Genomic DNA, 22,925 nt, shown 5'->3' with positions numbered 1-22,925 from the left:
GCAAGTCCGTGTAGCGTTCGTGGCTTTTGAGTTCGGCTTTGAGTTCCCCGTCATCGGGAATCTCGCCCGTTTCGTCCCACTGTTCTTGTGTGTAGTAGCGACCGACGTTCCAGAGTTTTGAGGCGGCCCATCCGAGTTGGTCGAGGTCGTCACGAACCTGTTGCTGGTTCGTGATCGTGGCCTCGAAGGTTCGGATGGTTCGACTCATTTCTGACTTCATAACTGGTTATGAACGCTGTTTTGTTAATAATGTCGGTTGGCGTGGAATATCCGGCTTACCATCGAACGGTGGTTGGTGTAGGGTATTGTCGGATTCATCCTGCGCCTAAAGGCGCAGGTATTCTCCTTGATTCTGTATAACGCGCTCCGGTCGGCTGCCCGCCTCGAAAAAACGGTTCTCCGGGATTACTTCTCGATGATGCTCTCTTCGACGGCCTCGCCGAAGTGGCGAGCCGTGTCCTCGTAGTAGATGAGCATCTCGTCGCCGGGTTCGAGGTCCGTGACCGCCGTACGACCCTCGCGGGTGTGGACCTTGATTGTCTCGGCGTTCTGCAGGAGCGTAGTGACGCGGTCGCCCTCGTAGTCGGCGGAGATGCGAAACATCGGTCGCTTTTCTATCTTCACGCGCCCGACGATGGCCTCGCGGGTGTTCCCGTTCGTGTCGATGAGTTGCACCTCGTCGCCACTTTCGAGTTCGGAGAGATAGACCGTGCCGCCGTCGGGGGTCCGCGCGTAGGCGTGGACCGCGCCGGCGTTGACTCTGAACGGCCGAGACGCGACGTACGGGGACTTCGCCGTCTCGGCGTGGACAAAGAAAAGGCCGCGAGCCATCGAGCCGACGAGCATCCCCTCGTCGTGGTCCATGATGGTGCCCGTGTCGACACAGACGCGGTCGGCCATACCCGTGCGTTCGACCTCCGTGACCTCGGCCCAGACGAGGTCGAGCGACTCGCGTTCGGCCTCGTCGCGGACCTCGACGGTCTTTCGAATCTCGTCGGGGTCGTCGCTGTCGAGGAGGACGCCGTCGGAGCCGAGTTCGAGCGTCTCGAAGGCGGTCTTGGCCTCTTCGGCGGTCGTGACGCCTGCGATGAGGTCGGTCTCGTCGCCGATGCGGGCGATGAGGTTCTCCAGCGGGATGATGGTCCAGTCCTCGCCGATGACGATGGTGTAGTCGCCGTCTCGGGCGGCCTCCTCGGCGAACGCCTCGTAGTCCTTGCTGAGGATTCGGACGTACGACCCGTTTGCGAGGTCGTCGCCGCGGCGGAGCGTCGTCAGGTCGGCAGAACCGGAGAAATCGGAGGGGAGTTCGACGGTCGCGTCGCCCTCGCCGTCCTTGCCGACGATGTAGGCGTCGGCGAGTGCCTCGGGGTCCGCGTCGTCTTCTTCCGCTTCCATCACGTGAACATCGGCGTCGGTCCGGAACGCGGCGATGTTGACGTCGCCGAGTTCGCGGACCTTCTCGACGTCGGCCTCGTCGACGAGAACCCAGTCGACGCCGGCTTCCAGTCCGGCCGTGATGCGTCGCTTCCGCGTCTCCCAGTCGCCGACCGCGTCGTCGGCTTTGAGCCAGACGCTTCGTGTCATTATCGACTTCACTCGGTGGGTGGGCTTGAACGTGGCGAATGAATCAACGGACGGCGAACGGGTCGCGCCGGGACGGTGAGGCCAGGGGAATCCAATTCTATATCGCACTATGTGATTTATTTGTGGGCCCGGGTCGAAATTCGGGGTTGAACGACCGATTTGAACGCGCTGATGCGAGTCGAAGCGGGCTTTGGGTCCGGAAAACAGTTCGTAGAGCAGGTGGTTACGGCCGAGTTCGCGAACAATCTCGCGGTCGGGTCGAGGACTACGCTTGGGACAGTTGGGTCGGAAAAACGGCGCTCTGATAGGACGTGTTGAGACGCAGTTCGGAGAGAAGTCCCGCATCAAGTCGGGTCAGTCGCGGCGTTCAGCCGAGAGACGAATCAACTGCGCGACCCGGGATCGACTGTGAGCCTGACCCTCCGACGGGTTCGGAAGACGAGTTCGTCCGGGCTGTCGAGGGTGACTCAGATACAAAATCAGTCGGAAACCAACACGCACCGCCCGCTATCTCGAACGAAACTCCGGGGTGGCGACCGGGAAGACCCACGTCCGTCAGCCATCATCGACGCAGCGGGTCGATGACTCAGGTTGCGTTCCGGGAGCGGTACGCTGTCACCGACGCAGACTGACGAGTGAATCGAACGCGAAGTTCGAATCCCACGGACCACTCGGCGAGCGGAGAGTCAGGCGGAGAGCCGAGTGTGTGGTCCAGCCGAGTCGTCGAAAAACACCGACAGTCTCGCGCGGGCGTCTCTCAGCCGAATCGAGAGCTGATAAACTAATTATGGCGATATTAAATCAGTCAAAACGCGTCCAGCCCCGTCTGGACCGCGCCGCACTCGTGGTCGAGGAGTGTGCGCTTCAGGTCGACGCCGCCGGCGGCGGAGAAGCCGCCGAGGGAGTCCGCGCCGACGACCCGGTGGCACGGGACGACGAGCGGGACCGGGTTCCGCCCGCAGGCCTGTCCGACGGCGACCGCGTGGCTGTCGAGTTCGGCCGCGGCCTCGCCGTAGGTGCGCGTCTCGCCGTACGGAATCGACGCCATCACGCGCATCACGTCGCCGGTAAAGGAGTCGGGAAATCGCACGTCCACGTCGAACTCGCGGCGCTCCCCGCGTTCGTACTCGGCGAGTTGCTCGCGAAGTAACTCGGGAGAACAGCCGAGGAGTCGTTCGTCCACGTCGACTGCGAACTCCCACATCGTGACGTGCATGCTCGAAGTTCGCGCTCAGCGGGTATCTATCTGTAGGCTGGAGATGTCGAGAAAACGGAAACGCCGTCGGAAAGCCGGAGCCGCGTGTCGCGTTACGCTTCGATGCCGAGTCCGGCGCGTTCGAGGGCCGTATCGGCGTCGGCGTCGTCGTGGATGACGGCGCTCACGGCGCGGGTGATGGCCTCGGGGTTCTCGTGTTGGAAGATGGAACGGCCCATCGAGACGCCGGCCGCGCCGGCGTCCATCGTCCCGCGGACCATCTCGACCGTCTCGCGGTCGGTACCGCGACTGCCGCCGGCGATGACGACCGGCAGACGCGTGGCCTCGACGACGCGGCCGAAGGAGTCGGCGTCACCGCTGTAGGCAGTCTTCACCACGTCGGCACCGACTTCCTCGGCGAGGCGGACGGCGTGGGCGAGCGCCTCGGGGTCCTGTTCGTCGATGCCGGGGCCGCGGGCGTACGACATCGCGAGGACGGGCACGCCGAAATCGGCGGCGCGGGAACAGAGGTCGGCGAGTTGGGTCATCTGGTCGGGCTCGTAGTTCGAGCCGACGTTGATGTGGAAGGAGACGGCGTCGGCACCGACGCGGAGGGCGTCTTCGACGGTGCCGGTGAGTCGCTTGTCGTTTTCGTCGGGGCCGATGACGGTCGACCCGTTTACGTGGACGATGTAGCCTTTGCCGTTCTTGTTCGGGTGGACGCGCGGGGCGGTGCCCTTGTGCGTGAGGACGGCGTCCGCGCCGCCGCGGGTGATGCTGTCGATGGTGGATTCGATGTCGACGAGGCCCGTGACCGGGCCGAGGGTGATGCCGTGGTCCATCGGGACGATGAGGTATCGCCCGTCTGTGGAGATGCGTTCGAGTCGTGCGGAGAGTCCGATGTCTGTGTTCATGTATGAGAAAGGGTGGCAGAGCAGTTATGTGCGTTCCGGATGCGGTGGGCGTTGCGACGCGCCCGCCACCGCACCGTCTTTCAGCTCGCGGGCGAGCGTTTCGAGGCGGTCGGCAACCGTCTCGGCGTCGTCGCCGTTGTCGTGTCCGTCGGCAACGATGTCCACGAGCGCGCTGCCGACGATGATGCCGTCAGCGCCGCTCGCGACGATGCGCTCCGCGTGGTCGCCGCTGCTGATACCGAAGCCGACCGCCTTGGGCACGTCGTAGTCGGCGAGTCGTTCGAGCGACGAGCCGGTCTGGTCGGAGACGCTCGACTGCGCGCCCGTCGTGCCGAGGCGCGCCTGCACGTAGACGTAGCCCGAGACCTGTTCCATCATGCGGTCGAGGTGCTCGCCGCGGGTCGTCGGCGCGACGATGAAGACGAGGTCGAGGCCGAACTCGTCGCAGGCCTCACGAAGCGGGCCGGCCTCCTCGGCCGGCAGGTCGGGGACGACGAAGCCCTCGATGCCGACCTCGGCCGCCTTCTCGACGAACGGCCGCGGGCCGTTACTTACGGTTTCACCGCTCGTATTCGAGGCGCGTTGTGCCTCGCTCTCCTCGCCGTAGCGGTAGATGAGGTTGTAGTAGGTCATACAGACCAGCGGCACCGACACGTCGAGGTCCTCAACGAACTCGAAAAAGCGCGTCGGCGTCATGCCGCCTTCGAGCGACCGAACCACCGCGTTCTGGATGGTCGGCCCCTCGGCGATGGGCTCCGAGAACGGAAGCCCGAGTTCGATGATATCCGCGCCGCCGCGTTCGAGCGCCTCGACGTATTCGAGCGATGACTCGTAGTCGGGGTCGCCGGCGGCGAGGTACGGGATGAACGCCGGCCCGTCGGCGAAGGCGTCTTCGAGCGACATCACAGGCCCCCCGTGAACTCGTCCATGTTCGGCGCGATGTCGATGTCACGCTCGTAGGTCTCCTCGATGGCCGATTCGAGGTCTTTGTCGCCGCGGCCGGAGACGTTGACCACGACGTACTCGCCGAGGTCGTTCGCTTCCTCGGAGTCGGGCGCATCGGGGCCGGCGGCCGATTCGAGATAGCCGAACGCGTGGGCCGACTCCAGTGCGGGGATGATACCTTCCATCTGCGAGAGCCGGTGGAACGCGGTCAGCGCCTCGTCGTCGTCGACGTTGACGGCGGTGACGCGACCGGTGTCCACGAGGTACGCAAGTTCGGGGCCGACGCCGGCGTAGTCGAGCCCGGACGACACCGAGTGCGACTCCATAATCTGGCCGTCGCGGTCCTGTAAGAGTCGGGTGCGAGCGCCGTGGAGAATACCCTCCGACCCGGTCGTGAGCGACGCCGAGTTGGGTGCGACGCCGGCTTCCTCGTCCACTTCGAGCGTCGAGCCGCCGGCCTCGACGGCGTAGAGCGCGGTCTCCTCGTCGTCGACGAACTCGGCGAACGCGCCCATCGTGTTCGAACCGCCGCCCGCGCAGGCGACGACGGCGTCGGGGAGCCGTCCAAGTTTCTCTCTGGCCTGCGTGCGGGCCTCCTCGGAGATGACCGACTGGAAGTCCCGAACCATGCTCGGGAACGGGTGCGGGCCGACGACGGAGCCGATGACGTAGTGGGTGTCTTCGACGTTGGTCGCCCAGTCGCGCATCGTCTCGGAGATAGCCTCCTTGAGCGTGCCGCGGCCGACAGTGACAGGGTTCACCTCGGAGCCGTTGAGCTTCATCCGGAAGACATTGGGGCGCTGGCGGTTGATGTCGCGCTCGCCCATGTAAATCTCGCAGGGCATATCGAGGTGGGCGCAGGCCATCGCCGTGGCGGTGCCGTGCTGGCCCGCGCCGGTCTCGGCGATAATGCGCTCTTTGCCCATGTACTTCGCCAGCAAGACCTGTCCGAGCGCGTTGTTGAGCTTGTGCGCGCCGCCGTGGACGAGATCCTCGCGCTTGAGGTAGATTTCGCGGTCGTAGCGCTCGGAGAGTCGGTCCGCGCGCTGGAGGGGCGTCGGTCGCCCGCCGAAGTCCCGCAGTCGCGCGCGGAAGTCGTCCATGAACCCGTCTTCGTTGTCGAGGACGTACCGCTCGTACGCGTCGGTCAGTTCCTCGATGGCCGGCATGAGGGCCTCGGGAACGTACTGTCCGCCGTAGTTGCCGAATTTGCCGTCTGCGCTCATTGTGTGGTGAGTGTCTCCGTGTTCTGTCGCACGTCGCCGTCCATGATAGCCGTCCCGACGAGGAGGGCGTCGGCGCCGGCCTCGCGCATCCGCTGCGCGTCTTCGACCGACTTCACGCCGCTTTCGGCCACGAGAAGCACGTCCTCGGGCGCTTCCGGCGCGAGTGCCTCGAACGTGCCGAGGTCGACTTCGAGTTTCCCGAGGTCGCGGTTGTTGATGCCGACGATGTCGGCTCCGGCCGCGAGCGCCGCCGTGAGTTCCTCGCGCGTGTGGACCTCTACGAGCGGCTGGAAGCCGCGGTCGCGAGCCGCCTCGACGAGGTCCGGGAGGTCCTCGCCGACGAACCGCGCGATGAGGAGCACGAGGTCGGACTCGACGACGTCCAGTTGGGCCTCGTTCATGATGAAGTCCTTGCGGAGGACGGGCACGTCGACGGCCTCGCGGATGCGCCGCAGCGACTCGGCCGAGCCGCCGAAGTGCTCGGGTTCGGTGAGGACCGACAGCGCCGTCGCGCCGCCGGCGACCATCTCGCGGGCCAGTTCAACCGGGTCGTCCTCGCGGACGCCCTCGGTCGTCGGACTCGTGGGCTTCACCTCGGCGATGACCGGGACCCGGCCCGCGGCCTCCGTTTCGGCCACGGCCTCGGGGAACGACCGCGCGTCGACCGACACGCGCGTCTCCCCACCGGGTCGCTCCCGCGCGGCCTCCAAGATGGCGCGCACGTCGGGAGCTAATTCGTCTCCACTAGCGTTCATTGATGTACACTAACGCACGTATCTGTACATAAGACTTGCGCCGGCGGGGACACTCACCGTCTCTCGCGTGCGCGCGGGCGAGAGCGCACCGTCGAAGGGGACGAACCCCACGCCGTCGCCGGAAGGGTCAAGCGTCCGGCGACGGGAGCCGAACGTATGCCCGTCTCGGGAATCTACGCGCGCGAATCGTCCACGCTCGGCCGCCCGGTTCAGGTCGGCGTGGTCAGCGGAAAGGTCATCAACGTCTCGTTTCCGGACTCGCTGCCGGCGGACGCCGAGTCGGACCACGAGCATCTCGACGCCGTGTTGGCCGCTATCGACCGGGGGCAGACGGACCTTTCGTCGGTCCCTATCGGTCTGACCGTCCCGACCGACCAGCGGAGCGTGCTGGAGTCGCTTCGCAACGTCCCACAGGGAGACACCGTCGACGTGGCTCTGCTCGTCCGCATGTCCGGGCTCGACCCCGAAGGCGACGACTCCAAGCGCATCGTCCGCGAGGCGCTCGCGGCGAACCCGGTTCCGGTCGTCGTCCCAGATCACCGCGTGAAAGACGGCCCGAGCGCCGCGCCCGACGACGTAGTCGAGGCGCTTCGGAAGTCGGAAGGAATCTAGTTTTCAGTCGTCGCGGTCGCCGTCACCGTCGTAGTCTTCACGTCTCCGTCACCGCCGTTACAGCCCCGAGCTCAGAAGGGCATCGCGTCGGTCTCCCGGCGGAGCGCGAGATAGCCGAGCAGACCGCCGAGGAGGAACAGCGTGCTCGCGAGGCCGACGGACCCGACACCGGTCGCGAGTTCGGCGAACTGCGAGAGACCGGCGAGGACGAACCCGCCGCCGGCGACGTACTTGAGTCGGCTGTCGACCGGAATCCGAAGCGTGACGACGCCGAGAAGAACCGCCGTCAGTCCGAAGGCGGCGTCGGCCGCGAGCCGGAGCGTCGGGTTCCCCGTGGCGAACGCCGCGACGACGAGCGCCAGATAGCCGATGAGCCCCGCCTGCGTCAACTGCCGTGTGTCGAGATCCATACTGGCTACGCGTGATGCGGACACTTGAACGCATCCCCGCGTCGCCGCCGCGACGGCGAGCGGTTCGGCGGGGCTCGGCGGCGCGTCCGACGCCCGCTACCAGCCGAACAGTTCGTAGCCCGCGAACTCCAGCGCGTTCACGAGGTAGTGGGCGACGACCACGACCAGCAGGCTCTCGGTGAGGACGAACGCCGCCGCGAGGACGAACCCGAGGAGGCCGGTGACGATGATACCGAGTCGGCCCTGCGCGCCGTGACCCGCGCCGAAGGCGGCCGACGACACGGCCGCTAAGAACCACGGCGACACGTCGAAGCCGGCGGCGACCGCACCGACGAGCGCCCCCCGAAACAGCAGTTCCTCGAAGCCGGCGATGAGGGGGAGTGCGACCGCGAACAGGAACACCCAGCCCGCGGTCGTCCGCGGCGTCAGCGACTCGCGGACCGCCTCGTCGGGCGCGATGCCGAATCGCTCGCTGACCGTCGAGCCGACCCGGTTGGCCCCGTAGAGCGCGATGCCGAGCCCGACGCCGATAGCGAGCTTCGTCGGGAGGTCGGTGACGGAGAGCCCGAGCGCCGCGGCCGGCACACCGGCGTACCACGCGCCGAGACCGAGAAAGCCACCGAGGAACGCCTGTGAGAGCGCGACGTTGGCGAGCAGGAGATGCGGCGGGAGGTCCTCGGCGGACGCCGAGCGCTCCGAGACGGCTGAGACGGGGGCCGCGGTGACGCCGTGCGGGGTCGCCCGGCCGGAGTCGGGTTCAGAACCGGCTTTCGCGTCGGGGTCGGCGTCGTCCGCAACGTCGCCCTCAGCGAGCGTCGGTGACTCGGGTCGCGGCGACGCGTCGGTCGAATCGCCCGAAAAAGAAGCCAGCGAGACGGTGTCGGGGGGAGCCGACTCGTCGGAATCAGTCGGTTCGGTGGGGCGCGAAGCGGAGTCGTCCGGCGTATCGACTCGGGTGTTTAGCGCGGGGTCGGAGTCAGCGTCGTCGGGAGCGACGGGCGCGTCGGAGTCGGTCCCCTCAGCGTGCGGGACGCCGCGAGAAAAGTGCGCGAGAGAGAGTAAGACGGCGAGGACGAGGCCGGTGAAGCCTGCGAACGCCGCCCAATCGGTCATCCGGCGTTACTGCGGGCTGGGGCTGGAGGGCCCCTTGACGCCCTGGCCCTTGTTGAGGGCGGAGCCGGTGATGCTCTTGAGGCGGTCCACGAGCGAGTCCTTCTCGGGTTCGCCTTCGAGGGCGACGTCGAGGACTTCGCTGATGTGCGAGACGGGGATGATGTCGACCATCTCCTTGTACTCGTCTTCGATCATCACGTCCTGCTCGTTGGCGGCGGGGATGATGACCGTCGAACAGCCGGCCTTCGCGGCGGCTTCGATCTTGTGGGTGACGCCGCCGACCGGGAGCACGTCGCCGCGCACCGACAGCGAGCCGGTCATGGCGACCGACTGGTCGATGGGGATGTCCTCCAGCGCGGAGATGACGGCGGTCGCGACCGTGATGGACGCGGAGTCGCCGTCGACGCCCTGCTGGCCGGTCTGGACGAACTGCACGTGCACGTCCATCTCCGAGAGGTCCTGGTTGGAGAACTTCTTGATGATGGCCGAGACGTTCTGGACGGACTCTTCGGCCATCTCCTTGAGCTGGCCGGTCGCGATGACCTGACCGGGGCCCTGCGACGGCGTGACTTCGGCCATCACGGGGAGCATGATACCGGAGTCTTCGCCCATGACGGCGAGGCCGTTGACGCGGCCGGTGACGAATCCGTCGTTGACCGAGAGCTCGTAGTCCTTGCGGCGCTCGATGTACTGGTCCGCGATCTGCTGCTCGATGGAGCGCGCGCGGCGCTTCGCCTGCAGCACGTGGTCGCGGGTGGTCAGCTCGGCGTTCTCGCCGCGGGCGATGTCGCCAGCGACGCGGACGAGGCCGCCGAGGTTACGGAATTCGAGGGTGAGGTGACCCTTGCGGCCGGCGCGGCGGCGGGCTTCGAGGATGAGCTCCTCGACCGCCTCCTCGGTGAAGTGCGGGAGCCGGCCGTCGTTGGTGACCTCTTGTGCCACGAAGCGCGCGTACTTGCGGCGCATCTCGGGGGTGTCCTCGATGGTGTCGTCCATGTACACCTCGTACCCGTACCCCTTGATACGGGAGCGGAGTGCGGGGTGCATGTTCTCCATCGCGTCGAGGTTCCCGGCGGCGATCATGATGAAGTCCGTCGGGACGGGTTCGGTCTGGACCATCGCGCCCGAGGAGCGCTCGGACTGGCCCGTGATGGAGAACTCACCCTCCTGGATGGCCGTCATCAGGTGCTGCTGGCTGCGCACGTCGAGGGTGTTGATCTCGTCGACGAACAGGACGCCCTTGTTCGACTTGTGAATCGCGCCGGGTTCGACGCGGTCGTGGCTGGGCGTCTCCATGCCGCCGGACTGGAACGGGTCGTGGCGGACGTCGCCGAGGAGCGCACCCGCGTGGGCGCCCGTCGCGTCCTGGAACGGCGCGGACTTCTGGTCGGCGTTGTTCACGATGAGGTTCGGAATCATCGCGTCGCTGCCGCGCGAGCCGTAGCGGAACGCGAGGTAGATGATACCCGCGGCGAGGATGCCGAGCAGGACCTGCTGGGCGATGATGAGCGAGTAGCCCAGCACGACTGCAATGATGATCCACATGAGGAACGAGCGCATCTGGTTGCGCTTGCGTGCTTCCTCTTTGTGCGCCTCGACGATTTGGTCACCCTTGCCCGCGGGGACCGTGCGGACCTTGGGGCGATTGCCGTCGTCGGGGTTGTGGTAGACGAGCACGTCCTGAAGCTCCTCGCGGGGGAGAAGCTCGGACATCGCCTTGGCGAGCATCGACTTCCCCGTCCCCGGGGAGCCGATCATCATGACGTGGCGGCGCTGCTTGGCCGCCTTCATGATGACGTCGCGGGCGTGCTCCTGCCCGATGACTTGGTCGACGAGACGGTCCGGAACGGGAATCTCGTCGGTCGTCTCTATCCGGAGACCACCGAGGAGGTCGTCCTCGTCCACGTTCTCGGCCACGTCGGCGTCGATTTCGACATCGCTCCCGAGGTCGTCGATCGTCTTCTTGTCGACCTCTTCGGCCTCGTCGTGCTGGAGCGTCCCCCCGTCGTCGATACCCTCTTCCGAGGGCGCGTCGTCGGGTGAATCCTCCCGCTCGTGGAGGCTGTCGTCGGTGTTCGTATCGTTACTCATAGAACTGTCGTCGCTACTTCTAACGTAGGCCCTGCGACTGATATACTTTCTCCCCGGGTGCATCCGGCGTACCTTGCCGTAACCTCGCGTTTCGACGCCCCTACCACCGGAATACCGGAATTCTCGTGACTCGGCGTATTTATAAGTAATCCGGACTAACGCCCGAGGCATGCGGGGGTTCTACATCGGCCGCTTCCAGCCGTACCACAACGGCCACCACCGAATGGTCGAAGAGATTGCCGCCGAAGTCGACGAACTCGTCCTCGGCATCGGGTCCGCGGGCGACTCGCACTCGCCGCGGAATCCGTTCACCGCGGGCGAACGAATCATGATGGTCAACAAGGCCGTCAACGACTTCGACATCACGACCTACGCGGTCCCTATCGAGGACCTCGACCGCAACTCGGTGTGGGTCAGCCACGTCCAGTCGATGTCCCCCGCGTTCGAGGTCGCGTACTCCAACAACCCGCTCGTCATCCAACTGTTCAAAGAGGCGGGCGTCGAGGTCCACCAGTCGCCCATGTTCAACCGCGAGGTGCTGGAGGGAACGGAGGTCCGCCAGCGCATGATAGAGGACCGCGACTGGGAGTCACTCGTCCCCGACGAAGTGGCCGACGTGGTCCGCGAAATCGACGGTATCGAGCGCCTCCAGCGCGTCACGGCCACCGACGGCTCGGAGCGCTTCGGTGACGACGAGGACCGCGACCCGAACCCCTGTTGAGATGATTACCCTCGCGTCCGACTTCGGACTGGCGTACCCGGCCGCGATGAAGGGCGTCGTCCTCTCGCGGGCCGACGCCCGGCTCGTGGACGTGGCCCACGACCTGCCGCGACAGGACGTTCGCGCGGCCGCGTTCTGGCTCCGCGAGACGCTTCCGTACTTCCCGCCGGCGGTCCACCTCGTCGTGGTCGACCCCGGCGTCGGGACCGACCGTCGCGCGGTCGTCCTCCGCGTCGGCGACCACGTTTTCGTCGGCCCCGACAACGGCGTCCTCCGCCCGCCATCGAGACGCGTCGCCGCCGAACTCGACGACGCCGACGCACCGGCCGAAGCCTACGAAATCGACGTTCCGAACCCCGAGTCCACGACCTTCCACGGGCGGGACGTGTTCGCGCCCGCGGCCGCCGACGCCCACGTCGCTGGCGCGTCGGGGCTCGAGTCGGTCGACCGCTTCGAACCGATTGCGCTCGATTCGCTCGCCGAGTGCCGCCTCCCCGAGGCGACCGTCTCGGCCGACGGCCGCGAGGCGACTGGAGAGATACTCGTCGTCGACGACTTCGGCAACTGCATTACCAACGTCCCGGGCGAGTTCGTCCGCGACGCGGCGGGCGACCGCGCGACGCTAAACGGCGAGTCGGTCCCGGTCGGTCGCACCTTCGAGGCCGTCTCGCGCGGCGAGCGACTGCTCACTGTCGGCAGTCACGGCAACGTCGAGTGCGACGTGAACCACGGCCGCGGCGACGAGGCGTTCGGCCTCGCGCCCGGCGACCGCGTGGAACTCCGGGTCGACTGATGGGCGTTCTCATCTCCGCCCTCGCCCTCAGTTCCGCCGCCATCCCTGTCCCCAGTTCCGCCGCCGTCGCCCCCGCCTCCGTCGTCGTCCCCGAGGTCGACCCCTTCGCGGTGATGAACGTCGTCGGCCTCCTCGCGTTCGCGGTCGCCGGCGCGCTCAAAGCCGCCGAAGCCGGTCTCGACGTGTTCGGCGTCTCCGTACTCGGCGTCGTGACCGCCCTCGGCGGCGGGACGACCCGCGACGTGCTGGTCGACCGGCTGCCGGCCTCGCTCGCGGGGACGTGGGACATGAGCGTCGCGCTCGTCGGCGTCGGCCTCGCAATCGTCCTCATCCACTCAATAGAGGGTCGTGTGCGCGACCACCCGGCGTTCCTGACCTCCGACGCGGTCGGGCTCTCGGCGTTCGCGGCGACCGGCGCGCTCGTCGGCGTCGACGCCGGCGTCACGTCGTTCGGCGTCGTCGTCCTCGCGACCATCACGGCCGTCGGCGGCGGCTCCATCGCCGACATCCTCATCGGGCGCGTGCCGGTCGTCCTCCGCGACGACTTCTACGCGACGCCCGCGGTCGTCGGGGGGCTCGGATTCCTCGCCGCCCGGGCGGCCGGCGCGCCGACCGGCGTCCCCTCGGGGCTGTGCGCCGCGCTCGTCTTCTCGGTTCGGCTGCTCGCGCTCCGCTACGACTGGCGACTCCCGCGGGTCTGAGTGGAGACTCCCGGGGCCGCGCGCCGGACGTTACAGTTCGTTTTCCACGCGCCGCTCCGCGGACTGGACCTCGTCCGCGATGGTCTCGCGCTCGAAGTAGAGCACCTCGACGCCGACGACGACCACGGCAAGCGCGAGGACGGTCCAGAACGTCCCGCGCTCGGCGTCGAACAGGTGCCACAGGAGCGCGACCGCGGAGCCGATTGCGCCGACGGTTCCGACGGCGGGAATCACGGTCGTCGGAAGGTCCTCGCGCTCCCGGAACGCGAGAAGCGAGAGGCCGCCGAAGATACTGATGAACGCGAGCGACGCGAACGAACTGATGGCGTCCAGGCTCCCGAGGAAGGCGAACCCCGCGGCGAGCACCCCGAGCGTCACGAGCGGGCGAATCGGCTCGTCGGCGGACTCGTCGCGGAGCCGACTCGGGAGCAGGTCGTCGGCGACGAGGCGCTTCGAGAGCCGCGCGGAGCTGAACAGCGTGGCGTTGATGGCGCTGCCCGTGGAGAACAGCGCCGCGACCGAGATGAGGACGAACCCGGCCTGCCCGAGGAACGGCCGGGCCGCAACCGCGAGCGCGGTCTCGGCGTGCTGCTGGATGGCGTCGATTCCGGCGAGGTTGGTCGTGACGAGCGCGACCATGATGTACAGGACGGTCGCGCCCGCGATGGAGATGTAAATCGCCTTCCTGACGGTCTCGCGGGGGTCGGCGATGTTCTCTTGGTCGAACAGCAGGAGCTCCCACCCCTCGAAGGCGACGAAGGAGACGGCGGCCGCAACGAGCGGGCCGATACCGAAGTTCGACAGGCCGAAGCCGAGGCCGCCGTGGGTCGCGCCGTAGGCGACGCCGCCGAGACCGAACAGGAGCAGGATGGCGACCTTGAGGCCGACCAGAACGTCTTCGACCCGCCCGGAGGCGTGCGCACCGAAGACGTTGAGGCTCACGAACGCGGCAACGGTGAGCGCGGAGACGAACGGCTGTATCGAGACCGACGCGACCGTCGAGACGCCGGTGAGTTCGACGAAGTAGCCGCCGAATGCGTAGGCGTACATCGCCATCGTCCCGACGTAGCCGAAGACGAAGGTCCAGCCCACGACGCCCGCGAGCGTGGTGTTGCTGTCGGTGAACCGCTCGACGTAGCCGACGGGTGAGCGGGGCGACTCGCACAGCCTGTTCAGTCGGAGGAGCGAGTAGCCGGCACAGGCCGCGAGCGCGCCGGCGACGACGAACGCCGCCCACGCGAGGGTCCCGGCCGCGCCGGCGACGACGCCGAGCACGGCGAAGATACCCCCGCCGACCATGCCACCAATCGCCATCGACACGGCTTCCGGAAGCCCGACTTCGTCGGACATGGGGTGCAGTTCGACGCTTGCGACAGAAGAACGTGGCGGCCAGTTGATACGTGTTCGCACAGTGGCACAGCTCTGGAGCGGCCGTGTGAGAGTAGAAAGGCGGAAAAAGCGACACGAAGTGGCCCGGCGGCGGAACGCGCCGCCGGTGGGGGAGAGTGTTCTGCGGGCGGTTCGGTTACTTGGCGGCGATGACGTCGTCGATGCGGACGATCATCGTCGCGGCCTCGGTCGCGGACTCGATGGCTTCGCGCTTGACCGCGACGGGGTCGATGACGCCGAGTTCGACGGGGTCGCCGATTTCGCCGGTGCGGCCCGACGAGATGATACCGGCGATGCCCTCGTTTTCGTAGCGGGCGCGCAGGTCGACGAGCGCGTCGATGGGGTCCATACCGGTGTTCTCGGCGAGGGTGCGCGGGAGCGCCTCGACGGCGTCGGCGTAGGCCTCGACGGCCAGTTGCTTGCGGCCCTCGATGCCGGCGGCCTCGGAGCGGATGCGGTCGGCGATGGCGATTTCAGTCGCGCCCGCGCCGGGGACGACGCCGCCCTTGTCGATGGCGGCGACGACCACGTCGACCGCGTCTTGGATGGCGCGTTCGAGTTCGTCGACGACGTGTTCGGTGCCGCCGCGGAGGAACAGCGTGACGGCCTTCGCCGCCGAGCCGCCCTCGACGAACGCGAGGTCGTCGTCGCCGAAGGTGCGGATGCTCACGGAGTCGACGTGACCGAGGTCGGACTCGTCGAGGTCGGAGAGCGAGCCGAGGCGCTTCGCACCGGTCGCGCGGGCGAGAGCGCGGGCGTCGGACTTCTTCACGCTCTTGAACGCGAGGATGCCCGCGTCGGCGAGGTAGCCCGCGACGCGGTCGTCGATGGACTTGGTGCAGAACACCACGTCGACGCCGGCGTCCTTGAGGGCCGCCGCGTAGCCGCGGAGTTCCTTGTCCTCGGCGTCGATGGCCGCGGTGAGCTGGTCGACGGAGGTGATGTTGTACTCGGTGTCGACCTCGCCCTTGCGAACGTCGAGTTTCATGTCGAGGACCGCGACGGTCGCGTCGGAGACGGCTCGGGGCATGTTCTCGTTGACGGGTTCCTTGTCGAGGACGACGCCCTCGACGAGTTCGGTCGCCGAGGAGGACGCGCCCGTGCGGGTGAGCACGCGAACGTCGTCGCGGTGGAAGGCCCCGTCGCCGTCACCGTGGACCATCTGGACCGCCTTGACGACGTGTTTGGCGAGCACGTCGGCGGTCACGTCGCCGGTTCCCTTGCCGGTCATGGAGGACTCGGCGACCTTGCGGAGCAGGTCGTCGTCGAGCGTCACGTCGAGGACCATGTCGTCGATGGCTTCCTGGGCGATGCGGGCGGCCTCGGTGTAGCCCTCGACGATGACCGTCGGGTGGAGGTCGTCGTCGAGGAGGTCCTCGGCGTGCGCGAGGAGTTCGCCGGTGAGGACGGCCGCGGTGGTCGTGCCGTCGCCGACTTCCTCCTCTTGGGTCTGGGAGACTTCGACGATCATCTGCGCGGCGGGGTGCTCGATGTCCATCTTCTCGAGGATGGTCGCGCCGTCGTTCGTGATGACGACCTCGCCCGAGGAGTCGACGAGCATCTTGTCCATGCCGCGCGGCCCGAGTGTAGTCCGTACGGCTTCGGCGACCGCCTTTCCGGCGCGGATGTTGGAGTCCTGCGCGGAGCGGCCGTGCGTTCGGTTCGTCCCCTCTGCGAGAATGTATAACGGTTGCTGCATTCGTGAAGCCATGTTGAAACCTCAACCGCTATCAACGATTGCAGTTCTATAAATACGTTTCGGCGAGGGCGAGCTACGAAATCGCACGACAGGGCGACGGTTTTCGAATTACGAACGAGACGACGTAGCCCGAATCGACGGCCGAGCGAGACTCCGCTGAAGCGGGCGTGGCGCTACTCGTCCAGCGGGTCGACGGTGAGCGTTCCGTCGCCGAACAGCGAGACGAGGTAGCCCGCGTACCGAAACGAGAACCTTCGAGACGGGTCATGAGAGAGGCGAAAGAGAACGTCGAGCGCCTCGGGGTCGACACCGATGTCCGAGAGCGGCGGGAGTTCGAGTGGGCTGAGTTCCGTGGCAGTCGCGACCGCCGAAGCGATGGCGACCGCCACCTCGTCGTACCGATCGACGGAGGTAGTTACCACGGACCCGGCTCCATCTTCGAGCGGGTCGTCCATACAGTCCGAATGGGTAGTCGGGTACCTATTGGTGTGCGTTGATTATGTAACCCGTTATTGTGGGGGTCGCTCGTCTCGAATCCGTTCTGCGAGCGTCCGGTAGGCGCGTTTGAGGCGGGCCGCGACCGCCTGTCGCGAGATGCCGAGCTCCGTGCCGAGCTCGCCGAGCGACGTGTCTCGTCGCTCGTCGAAGTAGCCGCGTTCGAGTGCGAGGAGCAGGGCTTCGAGTTGCGTGTCGGTCAGTCCCTCGCTCACCGGCGCTTCCTCGGCCGCGACGGACGTGATGCGGTCGAACTCGGTGTCGATGCCGTGGGCCGCCCACTCGCGTCTGAGGTCGGTCAGCACGCGGTGCGAGGAGACGCGGAGCTTGAGCCACCACGAGTCACCGGTCGAGAGACACTCTAAGAGAACCGCGTCTCTGGACACTAATGCGTCGAAGATCGGAGCCTCAGAGGCGTCCCACGAGACGCCGTAGAGCGCCCGGTCCGAGACGGATTCGACGAGCGTGAGGTCGTCGACGCTCGGAAGCGACCGCGCCACCTCTCCGAACGCCCCCGCGTCGGGACCGCGGACCCAGACGAACGACGCCGCCTGTAAGGCGGTCGGGACGGACCGTTCCAGCTCCAGTTCGATGTCGTGTTCCTCGGCCGCGGGACCGAACGGGAGCGCGGACAGCGGGGCGACGACCTCGACGATGAGGCACACGCGTGAAGATTGATGCTACGGGCCAAAAAACTGCGTTTCAGCGTCTCTCCCTACCGTCGTGAAGGAATGAACGTCACGCGTCGCTGAACGAACGGGTCGGTACTGTGCCCTCGATGAAACGACTACGGCAGATTCTGCAAGCTATTTGGCGGCCACCGGAGAGTGACTCCACAATGCTGGAGTTGGAACACGGGTTCAGGGTCGTGGACGTGAACGCCCGCCTCGACCCCGACGAGCAGTCGATTGCGGCGCGCGGGCGAGAGATAAGCCCCGAGCGGCTGGAGCGCGAACTGCATCAGGCGGGCGTCGTCCGCGCCGTCGTCTCGCCGGGCGCACAGCGGGTCGAGGGGAGCTACCTCCGGCCGAACAACGCTGTCGCGCGGATGAGTGTCGACCGGCCGTTTCTGGCGTTCGCCCGCATCAACGGCCCGCGCGACCCGAGCGGTCGAGCCTCGGCGCGACTCCGAAACCTCACGTCGTCGCGGGCGGACCACCACGCCGACCCCGGCGACATCGAGCAGTACGCCTACGACGACCGTTTCCACGGGTTCTCGCTCGCGCCGGCGGTCGACGGGCTGCCGGACGACGAGACGCTCGCGATGCTAGAGGACGTGGGGCTGCCCGTCTTCGTCGAGGGCGGACAGGCCTTCGAGCCGAGTGCCGTCGCCGAGTCGCTGCTCGGTCGGTTCCCAGTCATTCTGTCGAGCTTCGGCGGCTTCCCGCTCGACCGCGGGCTGATGGACGAGGCCATCGACCTCCTCGACGACCACGACGACCTCTACCTCGACACGAGTTTCGTCCGCTACCGGAGCGTGCTCGAACGCGCGCTCCTCGAACACCCGGATCGCGTGCTGTTCGGCAGCGGCGCGCCCGAGACCCACCCGAACGTAGGCGTCATGGAGATTCTGACGCTCGACGTGTCGGAGGACGCGCTGGCGAAGGCGTTCTCGAAGAACGCGGCACGGGTCATCGAGGCGCTCGGCCCCGGAGAGCGGTAAAACGAGTCAGCGCCAGTCGTACCGGGCGACGGCGCGGTCGGCGCGCTTCGACCGGCCGTGGGGGTTGCGCGCTCTGGTTCGGTCGCGGGCGCGGGCGACCAACCCGTCGGAGACGCCCGTGGCGATGCCGCCGACTACGTCGCGGCCGGTCCCCGCCCACCCCGAGGGCGTCACGTCGCCTTTCACGACGCCGAGAGCGGCTTCGGCGCCGTCCGAAATCGCGTGTTTCGCCGTCCGCTTGACCGTCCCCGGTCTGACCCCGTAGTTCTTCACGAGTCGATAGGTCAGAGAGCGGTACTTCCAGCCCCAGTCGCGCTCGGAGATGCCGCCGTCGGCCTCGAACTCGCGGCGGACGCACATCTCGGGCGCCCACGCGACGGAGCGGTCGAAGCCAGCGAGGCGGTGGGCCGCGTCGCGCGCGCCGCCCGTCTGGAGGTACTCGTCGAAGCCGTCGAGGGCGTCGATGGCCTCGCGGCGGAACGCGACGTTGCCGCCGTTGAAGTACGTTACCGTGCGGCCGCTGATGGCGTTCCGTTCGAGAGATTCGGTCGTCATGCCGTTGCGGAGCGTCTGGTGCATCGGTCCGGTGACCACGTCGGCGTCGGCGATGCCGTCTTCGAGCGCCGACAGCCACGACGATTCGACGGAGAGGTCGTATCGGAGGAGCGCGACCACGTCGCCGGCGGCGACTTCGAGGCCAGCGTTGCGGGCGACGTTGAGGTTGCGGTCGGAGATTTCGACCAGCACGTCCACGTCGTCGCGCTCTCTCACCATCCCGGTCGTGCCGTCGGCGGAGGGGCCGTTGACGACGACGACTTCCGCGTCGGGGGCGTGCTCGGCCAGCGCGTCGAGGCTGGTGGCGAGCCGGTCCCGACCGTTGAGCGTCGGGAGCACAACCGAGAGATCCATACCCGACAGTTGCAGTGGACGTACTTAAATGTGAATCGAGGATCGTGTTAAAATCTGCCGTGAGAACGCCTCACTCGGCGTCGCTCGCCCGAGTCGCCGCGCGGGACTGCTCGTCGGCCGACTCGACCCGCGCGTTCCAGTACGACACGGACGCGAGGTCGTCGCCGACCGGCGAGTCACCGACGGCGAGGTCCAGCGAACGGAACGGCTGTGCGATGCCGTTGGGGACCTTCCGGTAGAAGCCGAACGGGATGACGAAGTCGTGTTTCGCGCCGGCGAGGTCGAGCCCGGCGTCGCCGAGCAGCCGCCGCACGTCGCCTTCCGAGTAGAGCCGCGACCCCATCGGGAGCAGCCAGTTGTAGGCCACTCGGAGGCTCCCGTCGTTGAAGGTGTCGAAGAACACCTGCTCTTTCGAGACGCGGGCCATCTCGGCTAAGAACTTCGCCGGGGTGTCCGCGAGGTGGAAAAACCGCATCGCGAACACCGCGTCGAAGTGGTCGTCCGGGAAGGGCAGCCGCGCGGCGTCGCCGCGGAGGAACTCGATGCGGTCGGCGACGCCCGCTCTGCGGGCCTTCTCCCGCCCCTGTACCATCATCGCCCGCGAGATGTCCAGTCCGACGACGTTCGCCCCCTCCTGGGCGAGCATCACGGTGAACCGGCCGGTCCCGCAGGCGATTTCGAGGACGTTCTTATCCTCGACGGGGCCGAGCGCCGCGAGGACCGCCTCCTTCTCTCGCCGGTCGATGAGGCGACCGCCCTTGGAGAACCGCTTCGAGTCGTACTCCTGGGCGACCTCGTCGGCCTGGTACCACTCCTTTCCTTTCACGCTACGCATACTCGCGGGGGGGAGCCTAAAACGGTACTGGATACGCGGTGCGGAAGCGGGGTTCGGCGGACGGCGAGAGAGAGACTTTCCTCTACTGAGCGCGTAGCATGACATATGCCAACGTGTAGAAACTGTGGCGTGACCTGCGATGCAGACGCGTTAACACGGCACATCAGCGAAGGGTGGCTCGTCGTCCACTGTCCGGAGTGCCACGCGCCGCTCGGGAGCTATCGACTCGGCACTCCATCGGTCGATACGATGCGAAACGTGGAGTGAGACGACCACTCGCGGGTGATTTTCCAACAAACGCACGATATTAATATGTGTATTATGTGTCTGGATTCTTTTCACACACTTGTAGCTAACCCTTAACACGGAGCAACCGACTGTGACGGGTATGAGCACCACCACCGCAGAGCCAGATACTGAAGACCTGCTCTCGGAATCCGAGTTCCGAGAGCGCCTCCGCGAGCTTCCCCCGAGCGCGAAGCTCGTCGCAAAAGTCCTCGAAAGCGACGCGCCCCTCTCGCAGGGCCAGCTCGCGGAGGAGTCGCTGCTGCCGGACCGCACCGTCCGCTACGCGCTCAACCGTCTCGAAGAGTCTGACCTCGTCGGCTCGCGTTACTCCTTCAAGGACGCGCGAAAGCAGGTCTACTTCCTCAACACGTAAGCGCGCGGTCCACCGATAGCGCGACAGACCACCGCCCGCGGGGGCGCACTCCCGCAGACCAAGCCACCACTTCTCTCGAACCACCTAACCCAGCGGCGAGCGTAGCCGCCGCCATGCACGTCACGCGCGTCTCCGTCCCCGTCGCCACCCGCGCGCCGACCGGCGCGACGAACGCCTACCTCGTCGCCGATGGCGGCGACACCCTGCTCGTGGACCCCGCGGCCCGCACCGACGACCTCGACGAACTCGTCGCGCGCGAGGGCGTCGACCACCTCGCAGTCACCCACACCCACGCGGACCACGTCGGCGCGGTGGCCGCCTACGCCCGCGAGACCGGCGCGACGGTCTGGTGTCGTCGCGGTCGCGAGCGCGCCTTCTCGGCCGCGACCGGAATCGAACCGGACCGGACGTTCGCCGAGGGGACGACCGTCCCCGTCGGCGCGGGCGTCGAGGTGCTGGACACGCCGGGGCACGCCCGCGACCACGTGAGCTTCGTCGCCGGCGACGACGTGCTCTGCGGCGACCTCGCGGTCGCCGAGGGGAGCGTCGTCGTGGGCGCGCCCGAGGGCGACGTTCGCGCCTATCTCGTCGCGCTCAGGCGACTCCACGCGCGCGGTCCCGAGCGACTGCTTCCGGGCCACGGCCCCGAAATCACGGACTCTCGGGCGACGCTCGCGCGACTCGTCGCGCACCGAAACGACCGCGAGCGGGCCGTCCTCGACGCGGTTCTGGCCGGGAACACGACGCCGGACGAGGTGACCGACGCCGCCTACGACAAGGACGTGTCCGCCGTGCGCGACCTCGCCCGCGCGACGGTCGTCGCGCACATCGAGAAGCTCGCCGCGGAGCGTCGGGTTCGCTGGGACTCCGAGGCCGAGCGAGTCGAACCGCGATAGGGCGCGCGCCGATTCGGAGTCCGCTCTCCCGCGAAAAACCGCGCCCCTCTTTGGGCTCGCGCCCGCATCGCGGGTATGGACCTCGACGCCGAACTGGACCGCGCCCGCGACCTCGACGTGTCGGAACTCGCCGACGCCATCGAGTCCATCGGCTTCGAGTGCACGCGCTGTGGGGCCTGCTGTAAGGGCTACGAGGGCGACGACGGCCCCGAACCGCACACCGCGACCGTCTTTCCGGACGAGGTGCGCGCCCTGCAGGAGGCCGGCGGAGACGACTCGGCAGGCGAGTCGGGAACCCCAATGGAGTGGCGGGACGTGGCCCGTCCGATGCCCTACGGCCTCGCCGAGGGCGACGACGGCCCCGAGGGCGAGACGTTCGAGTGGGCGCTCCAAACGACCGCCTGCGGCGACTGTCGGTTCTACGAGGAAGACGAGTCGGGACAGGGCGCTTGTCAGGTCCACGAGGACCGCCCACTCATCTGCGAGACGTACCCGTTCAGCGTCGCCCTCGGCGGGACGAGCCAGCCGATGGGCGAGGCAGTCGACGAGGAGGGCGTCGTCCGCGCGCACGAGTGCGAAGGCCTCGGCCGGGACATCCCCCGAGAGGACGCGGAGGAACTGGCGCGGGCGCTGAAAGAGCGGGCGGTCCGAGAGCTACGCGAGGCACGGGGCGTCACCGAGGCGTACGAACCGGTCGAGACCGGACCGGGCGAGGTCGTCGTCCACGACTCGGAGGGCGCGAAACGACCCGACGGGACGCGGGTTCAGTAGTCGAATCCCGGTGACTGCGGTACATCTTTAACACTCCGGCCTGACCACATATTGGAGGTCTTACGGTGGAAATCTCAGATAAACTCCTGTGTTTGTTCAATGCTGACGTTCGCACCGAGGACGACCGCTACGTCGTCGAAATTCCGCGCCGCGAAGTCGAGACCGGAACCGTCGAACCCGGCGAGACCTACCGCGTCGCGCTCATCTCCCGCGAGTCGAACGAACCCGCCGAGTCCGAACCGAACGCCGGACCGACGCCCACGAACGAGCCGCAACCGCCCGTCGAAGCCGGTGAACTCCGCTACGTCGAAATCGAGGACATCGGCAAGCAGGGCGACGGTATCGCCCGCGTCGAACGTGGCTACGTCATCATCGTCCCCGGCACCGAAGTCGGCGAGCGCGTGAAAGTCGAAATCACCGAAGTCAAGTCTAACTTCGCCGTCGGCGAAGTCGTCGAAGACGACTTCTGACGGCGCTGTTTTCGTGGTTCGACGCCGTGCGTCTCGACGGGACGTTTCTCCCGCCGCCGACAGACCACGACTGCAAG

25 protein-coding genes and 1 pseudogene are annotated in these 22,925 nt (G+C 67.3%); 10 read left to right on the top strand and 16 right to left on the bottom strand.

Annotated elements, in window-relative coordinates:
- The 7 genes and pseudogenes from AM590_RS21195 to trpC all read right to left on the bottom strand — a co-directional run.
- Positions 1–208, bottom strand: a pseudogene (locus AM590_RS21195) (RNA-guided endonuclease TnpB family protein); the annotation flags it as partial.
- Positions 209–405: 197 nt separating this feature from the next.
- Positions 406–1,584 (bottom strand): 3-dehydroquinate synthase II, encoded by a 1,179-nt coding sequence (locus AM590_RS14010; RefSeq protein WP_004972657.1) that lies wholly within the window; start codon positions 1,582–1,584, stop codon positions 406–408.
- A gap of 805 nt (positions 1,585–2,389) precedes the next feature.
- A complete protein-coding gene (locus AM590_RS14005) occupies positions 2,390–2,800 on the bottom strand; it encodes a methylated-DNA--[protein]-cysteine S-methyltransferase (RefSeq protein ID WP_058828014.1) in 411 nt (136 codons plus the stop codon).
- Positions 2,801–2,892: 92 nt separating this feature from the next.
- Positions 2,893–3,693: a 2-amino-3,7-dideoxy-D-threo-hept-6-ulosonate synthase gene (locus tag AM590_RS14000; protein ID WP_058828013.1), complete on the bottom strand. Its 801-nt coding sequence runs from the start codon at positions 3,691–3,693 to the stop codon at positions 2,893–2,895.
- Between the two features lie 24 nt (positions 3,694–3,717).
- Positions 3,718–4,596: a tryptophan synthase subunit alpha gene (gene trpA / locus AM590_RS13995; protein WP_058828217.1), complete on the bottom strand. Its 879-nt coding sequence runs from the start codon at positions 4,594–4,596 to the stop codon at positions 3,718–3,720.
- The gene (trpB, locus tag AM590_RS13990) at positions 4,596–5,864 is read right to left on the bottom strand and encodes a tryptophan synthase subunit beta (protein WP_058828012.1); all 1,269 of its coding nucleotides are present in this window, start codon (positions 5,862–5,864) and stop codon (positions 4,596–4,598) included. The genes trpA and trpB overlap by 1 nt, the downstream gene beginning before the upstream one ends.
- Positions 5,861–6,619 carry an indole-3-glycerol phosphate synthase gene (gene trpC / locus AM590_RS13985; protein WP_058828011.1) on the bottom strand — a complete coding sequence of 253 codons (759 nt, stop codon included), beginning with the start codon at positions 6,617–6,619 and terminating at the stop codon, positions 5,861–5,863. The genes trpB and trpC overlap by 4 nt, the downstream gene beginning before the upstream one ends.
- Positions 6,620–6,775: 156 nt before the next feature.
- Here trpC and AM590_RS13980 point away from each other — a divergent pair, with 156 nt between their 5' ends.
- Positions 6,776–7,231, top strand: a complete 456-nt coding sequence (locus tag AM590_RS13980; RefSeq protein ID WP_058828010.1) for an MGMT family protein — start codon at positions 6,776–6,778, stop codon at positions 7,229–7,231.
- Positions 7,232–7,302: 71 nt separating this feature from the next.
- Here the strand turns inward: AM590_RS13980 and AM590_RS13975 are convergent, their stop codons facing one another.
- From AM590_RS13975 to lonB, 3 genes are all read right to left on the bottom strand, one after another.
- Entirely contained in the window at positions 7,303–7,641 is a 339-nt protein-coding gene (locus tag AM590_RS13975) for a hypothetical protein (RefSeq protein WP_058828009.1), read from the bottom strand.
- 96 nt (positions 7,642–7,737) lie between these two features.
- Entirely contained in the window at positions 7,738–8,754 is a 1,017-nt protein-coding gene (locus AM590_RS13970; RefSeq protein ID WP_058828008.1) for a CPBP family intramembrane glutamic endopeptidase, read from the bottom strand.
- Between the two features lie 6 nt (positions 8,755–8,760).
- Positions 8,761–10,845, bottom strand: a complete 2,085-nt coding sequence (gene lonB / locus AM590_RS13965; protein WP_058828007.1) for an ATP-dependent protease LonB — start codon at positions 10,843–10,845, stop codon at positions 8,761–8,763.
- Positions 10,846–11,014: 169 nt separating this feature from the next.
- Here lonB and AM590_RS13960 point away from each other — a divergent pair, with 169 nt between their 5' ends.
- From AM590_RS13960 to AM590_RS13950, 3 genes are all read left to right on the top strand, one after another.
- The gene (locus tag AM590_RS13960; protein WP_058828006.1) at positions 11,015–11,566 is read left to right on the top strand and encodes a nicotinamide-nucleotide adenylyltransferase; all 552 of its coding nucleotides are present in this window, start codon (positions 11,015–11,017) and stop codon (positions 11,564–11,566) included.
- Between the two features lies 1 nt (position 11,567).
- The gene (locus tag AM590_RS13955; protein ID WP_058828005.1) at positions 11,568–12,359 is read left to right on the top strand and encodes an S-adenosyl-l-methionine hydroxide adenosyltransferase family protein; all 792 of its coding nucleotides are present in this window, start codon (positions 11,568–11,570) and stop codon (positions 12,357–12,359) included.
- Positions 12,360–12,472: 113 nt separating this feature from the next.
- Entirely contained in the window at positions 12,473–13,060 is a 588-nt protein-coding gene (locus AM590_RS13950) for a trimeric intracellular cation channel family protein (protein ID WP_058828216.1), read from the top strand.
- 30 nt (positions 13,061–13,090) lie between these two features.
- On the opposite strand, the gene AM590_RS13945 is transcribed toward AM590_RS13950, so the two are convergent.
- From AM590_RS13945 to AM590_RS13930, 4 genes are all read right to left on the bottom strand, one after another.
- A complete protein-coding gene (locus AM590_RS13945) occupies positions 13,091–14,410 on the bottom strand; it encodes an APC family permease (protein ID WP_058828004.1) in 1,320 nt (439 codons plus the stop codon).
- Positions 14,411–14,585: 175 nt separating this feature from the next.
- Positions 14,586–16,148 carry a thermosome subunit alpha gene (gene thsA / locus AM590_RS13940; protein WP_058828003.1) on the bottom strand — a complete coding sequence of 521 codons (1,563 nt, stop codon included), beginning with the start codon at positions 16,146–16,148 and terminating at the stop codon, positions 14,586–14,588.
- Positions 16,149–16,321: 173 nt separating this feature from the next.
- Positions 16,322–16,603 (bottom strand): HalOD1 output domain-containing protein, encoded by a 282-nt coding sequence (locus AM590_RS13935; RefSeq protein ID WP_058828002.1) that lies wholly within the window; start codon positions 16,601–16,603, stop codon positions 16,322–16,324.
- 54 nt (positions 16,604–16,657) lie between these two features.
- On the bottom strand, positions 16,658–17,308 hold the full coding sequence (locus tag AM590_RS13930) for a helix-turn-helix domain-containing protein (RefSeq protein WP_058828001.1): 651 nt from the start codon (positions 17,306–17,308) through the stop codon (positions 16,658–16,660).
- 173 nt (positions 17,309–17,481) lie between these two features.
- On the opposite strand from AM590_RS13930, the gene AM590_RS13925 reads away from it, so the two are divergent.
- A complete protein-coding gene (locus tag AM590_RS13925) occupies positions 17,482–18,306 on the top strand; it encodes an amidohydrolase family protein (RefSeq protein WP_058828000.1) in 825 nt (274 codons plus the stop codon).
- A gap of 6 nt (positions 18,307–18,312) precedes the next feature.
- Here the strand turns inward: AM590_RS13925 and AM590_RS13920 are convergent, their stop codons facing one another.
- Both AM590_RS13920 and AM590_RS13915 read right to left on the bottom strand, forming a co-directional pair.
- A complete protein-coding gene (locus AM590_RS13920) occupies positions 18,313–19,215 on the bottom strand; it encodes a glycosyltransferase family 2 protein (protein WP_058827999.1) in 903 nt (300 codons plus the stop codon).
- Positions 19,216–19,285: 70 nt separating this feature from the next.
- The gene (locus AM590_RS13915; protein WP_058827998.1) at positions 19,286–20,041 is read right to left on the bottom strand and encodes a class I SAM-dependent methyltransferase; all 756 of its coding nucleotides are present in this window, start codon (positions 20,039–20,041) and stop codon (positions 19,286–19,288) included.
- A gap of 114 nt (positions 20,042–20,155) precedes the next feature.
- Between AM590_RS13915 and AM590_RS20930 the strand changes: the two genes are divergently transcribed.
- From AM590_RS20930 to AM590_RS13895, 5 genes are all read left to right on the top strand, one after another.
- Complete coding sequence (locus AM590_RS20930) at positions 20,156–20,317, top strand: hypothetical protein (RefSeq protein WP_172795811.1); 162 nt, start codon at positions 20,156–20,158, stop codon at positions 20,315–20,317.
- A gap of 121 nt (positions 20,318–20,438) precedes the next feature.
- Positions 20,439–20,711, top strand: coding sequence for a winged helix-turn-helix domain-containing protein (locus AM590_RS13910; RefSeq protein WP_004972706.1), 273 nt, complete (start codon positions 20,439–20,441; stop codon positions 20,709–20,711).
- 113 nt (positions 20,712–20,824) lie between these two features.
- The gene (locus tag AM590_RS13905; RefSeq protein WP_058827997.1) at positions 20,825–21,607 is read left to right on the top strand and encodes an MBL fold metallo-hydrolase; all 783 of its coding nucleotides are present in this window, start codon (positions 20,825–20,827) and stop codon (positions 21,605–21,607) included.
- A gap of 75 nt (positions 21,608–21,682) precedes the next feature.
- Positions 21,683–22,378: a YkgJ family cysteine cluster protein gene (locus tag AM590_RS13900; protein ID WP_058827996.1), complete on the top strand. Its 696-nt coding sequence runs from the start codon at positions 21,683–21,685 to the stop codon at positions 22,376–22,378.
- A gap of 65 nt (positions 22,379–22,443) precedes the next feature.
- Positions 22,444–22,848: a TRAM domain-containing protein gene (locus tag AM590_RS13895; RefSeq protein ID WP_004044168.1), complete on the top strand. Its 405-nt coding sequence runs from the start codon at positions 22,444–22,446 to the stop codon at positions 22,846–22,848.
- Positions 22,849–22,925: the final 77 nt, after the last annotated feature.

It is taken from the genome of Haloferax sp. Q22 (genome assembly GCF_001482285.1).
Taxonomy (GTDB): Archaea; Halobacteriota; Halobacteria; order Halobacteriales; family Haloferacaceae; genus Haloferax.
This window is presented reverse-complemented; position numbering and strand designations above follow the sequence as displayed.

Coding starts and splice junctions, on each gene's coding strand:
- AM590_RS14010 (WP_004972657.1), bottom strand. CDS start 1,584: ATGACACGAAGCGTCTGGCTCAAAGCCGACGACGCGGTCGGCGACTGG.
- AM590_RS14005 (WP_058828014.1), bottom strand. CDS start 2,800: ATGCACGTCACGATGTGGGAGTTCGCAGTCGACGTGGACGAACGACTC.
- AM590_RS14000 (WP_058828013.1), bottom strand. CDS start 3,693: ATGAACACAGACATCGGACTCTCCGCACGACTCGAACGCATCTCCACA.
- trpA (WP_058828217.1), bottom strand. CDS start 4,596: ATGTCGCTCGAAGACGCCTTCGCCGACGGGCCGGCGTTCATCCCGTAC.
- trpB (WP_058828012.1), bottom strand. CDS start 5,864: ATGAGCGCAGACGGCAAATTCGGCAACTACGGCGGACAGTACGTTCCC.
- trpC (WP_058828011.1), bottom strand. CDS start 6,619: ATGAACGCTAGTGGAGACGAATTAGCTCCCGACGTGCGCGCCATCTTG.
- AM590_RS13980 (WP_058828010.1), top strand. CDS start 6,776: ATGCCCGTCTCGGGAATCTACGCGCGCGAATCGTCCACGCTCGGCCGC.
- AM590_RS13975 (WP_058828009.1), bottom strand. CDS start 7,641: ATGGATCTCGACACACGGCAGTTGACGCAGGCGGGGCTCATCGGCTAT.
- AM590_RS13970 (WP_058828008.1), bottom strand. CDS start 8,754: ATGACCGATTGGGCGGCGTTCGCAGGCTTCACCGGCCTCGTCCTCGCC.
- lonB (WP_058828007.1), bottom strand. CDS start 10,845: ATGAGTAACGATACGAACACCGACGACAGCCTCCACGAGCGGGAGGAT.
- AM590_RS13960 (WP_058828006.1), top strand. CDS start 11,015: ATGCGGGGGTTCTACATCGGCCGCTTCCAGCCGTACCACAACGGCCAC.
- AM590_RS13955 (WP_058828005.1), top strand. CDS start 11,568: ATGATTACCCTCGCGTCCGACTTCGGACTGGCGTACCCGGCCGCGATG.
- AM590_RS13950 (WP_058828216.1), top strand. CDS start 12,473: ATGAACGTCGTCGGCCTCCTCGCGTTCGCGGTCGCCGGCGCGCTCAAA.
- AM590_RS13945 (WP_058828004.1), bottom strand. CDS start 14,410: ATGTCCGACGAAGTCGGGCTTCCGGAAGCCGTGTCGATGGCGATTGGT.
- thsA (WP_058828003.1), bottom strand. CDS start 16,148: ATGCAGCAACCGTTATACATTCTCGCAGAGGGGACGAACCGAACGCAC.
- AM590_RS13935 (WP_058828002.1), bottom strand. CDS start 16,603: ATGGACGACCCGCTCGAAGATGGAGCCGGGTCCGTGGTAACTACCTCC.
- AM590_RS13925 (WP_058828000.1), top strand. CDS start 17,482: ATGCTGGAGTTGGAACACGGGTTCAGGGTCGTGGACGTGAACGCCCGC.
- AM590_RS13920 (WP_058827999.1), bottom strand. CDS start 19,215: ATGGATCTCTCGGTTGTGCTCCCGACGCTCAACGGTCGGGACCGGCTC.
- AM590_RS20930 (WP_172795811.1), top strand. CDS start 20,156: ATGCCAACGTGTAGAAACTGTGGCGTGACCTGCGATGCAGACGCGTTA.
- AM590_RS13910 (WP_004972706.1), top strand. CDS start 20,439: ATGAGCACCACCACCGCAGAGCCAGATACTGAAGACCTGCTCTCGGAA.
- AM590_RS13905 (WP_058827997.1), top strand. CDS start 20,825: ATGCACGTCACGCGCGTCTCCGTCCCCGTCGCCACCCGCGCGCCGACC.
- AM590_RS13900 (WP_058827996.1), top strand. CDS start 21,683: ATGGACCTCGACGCCGAACTGGACCGCGCCCGCGACCTCGACGTGTCG.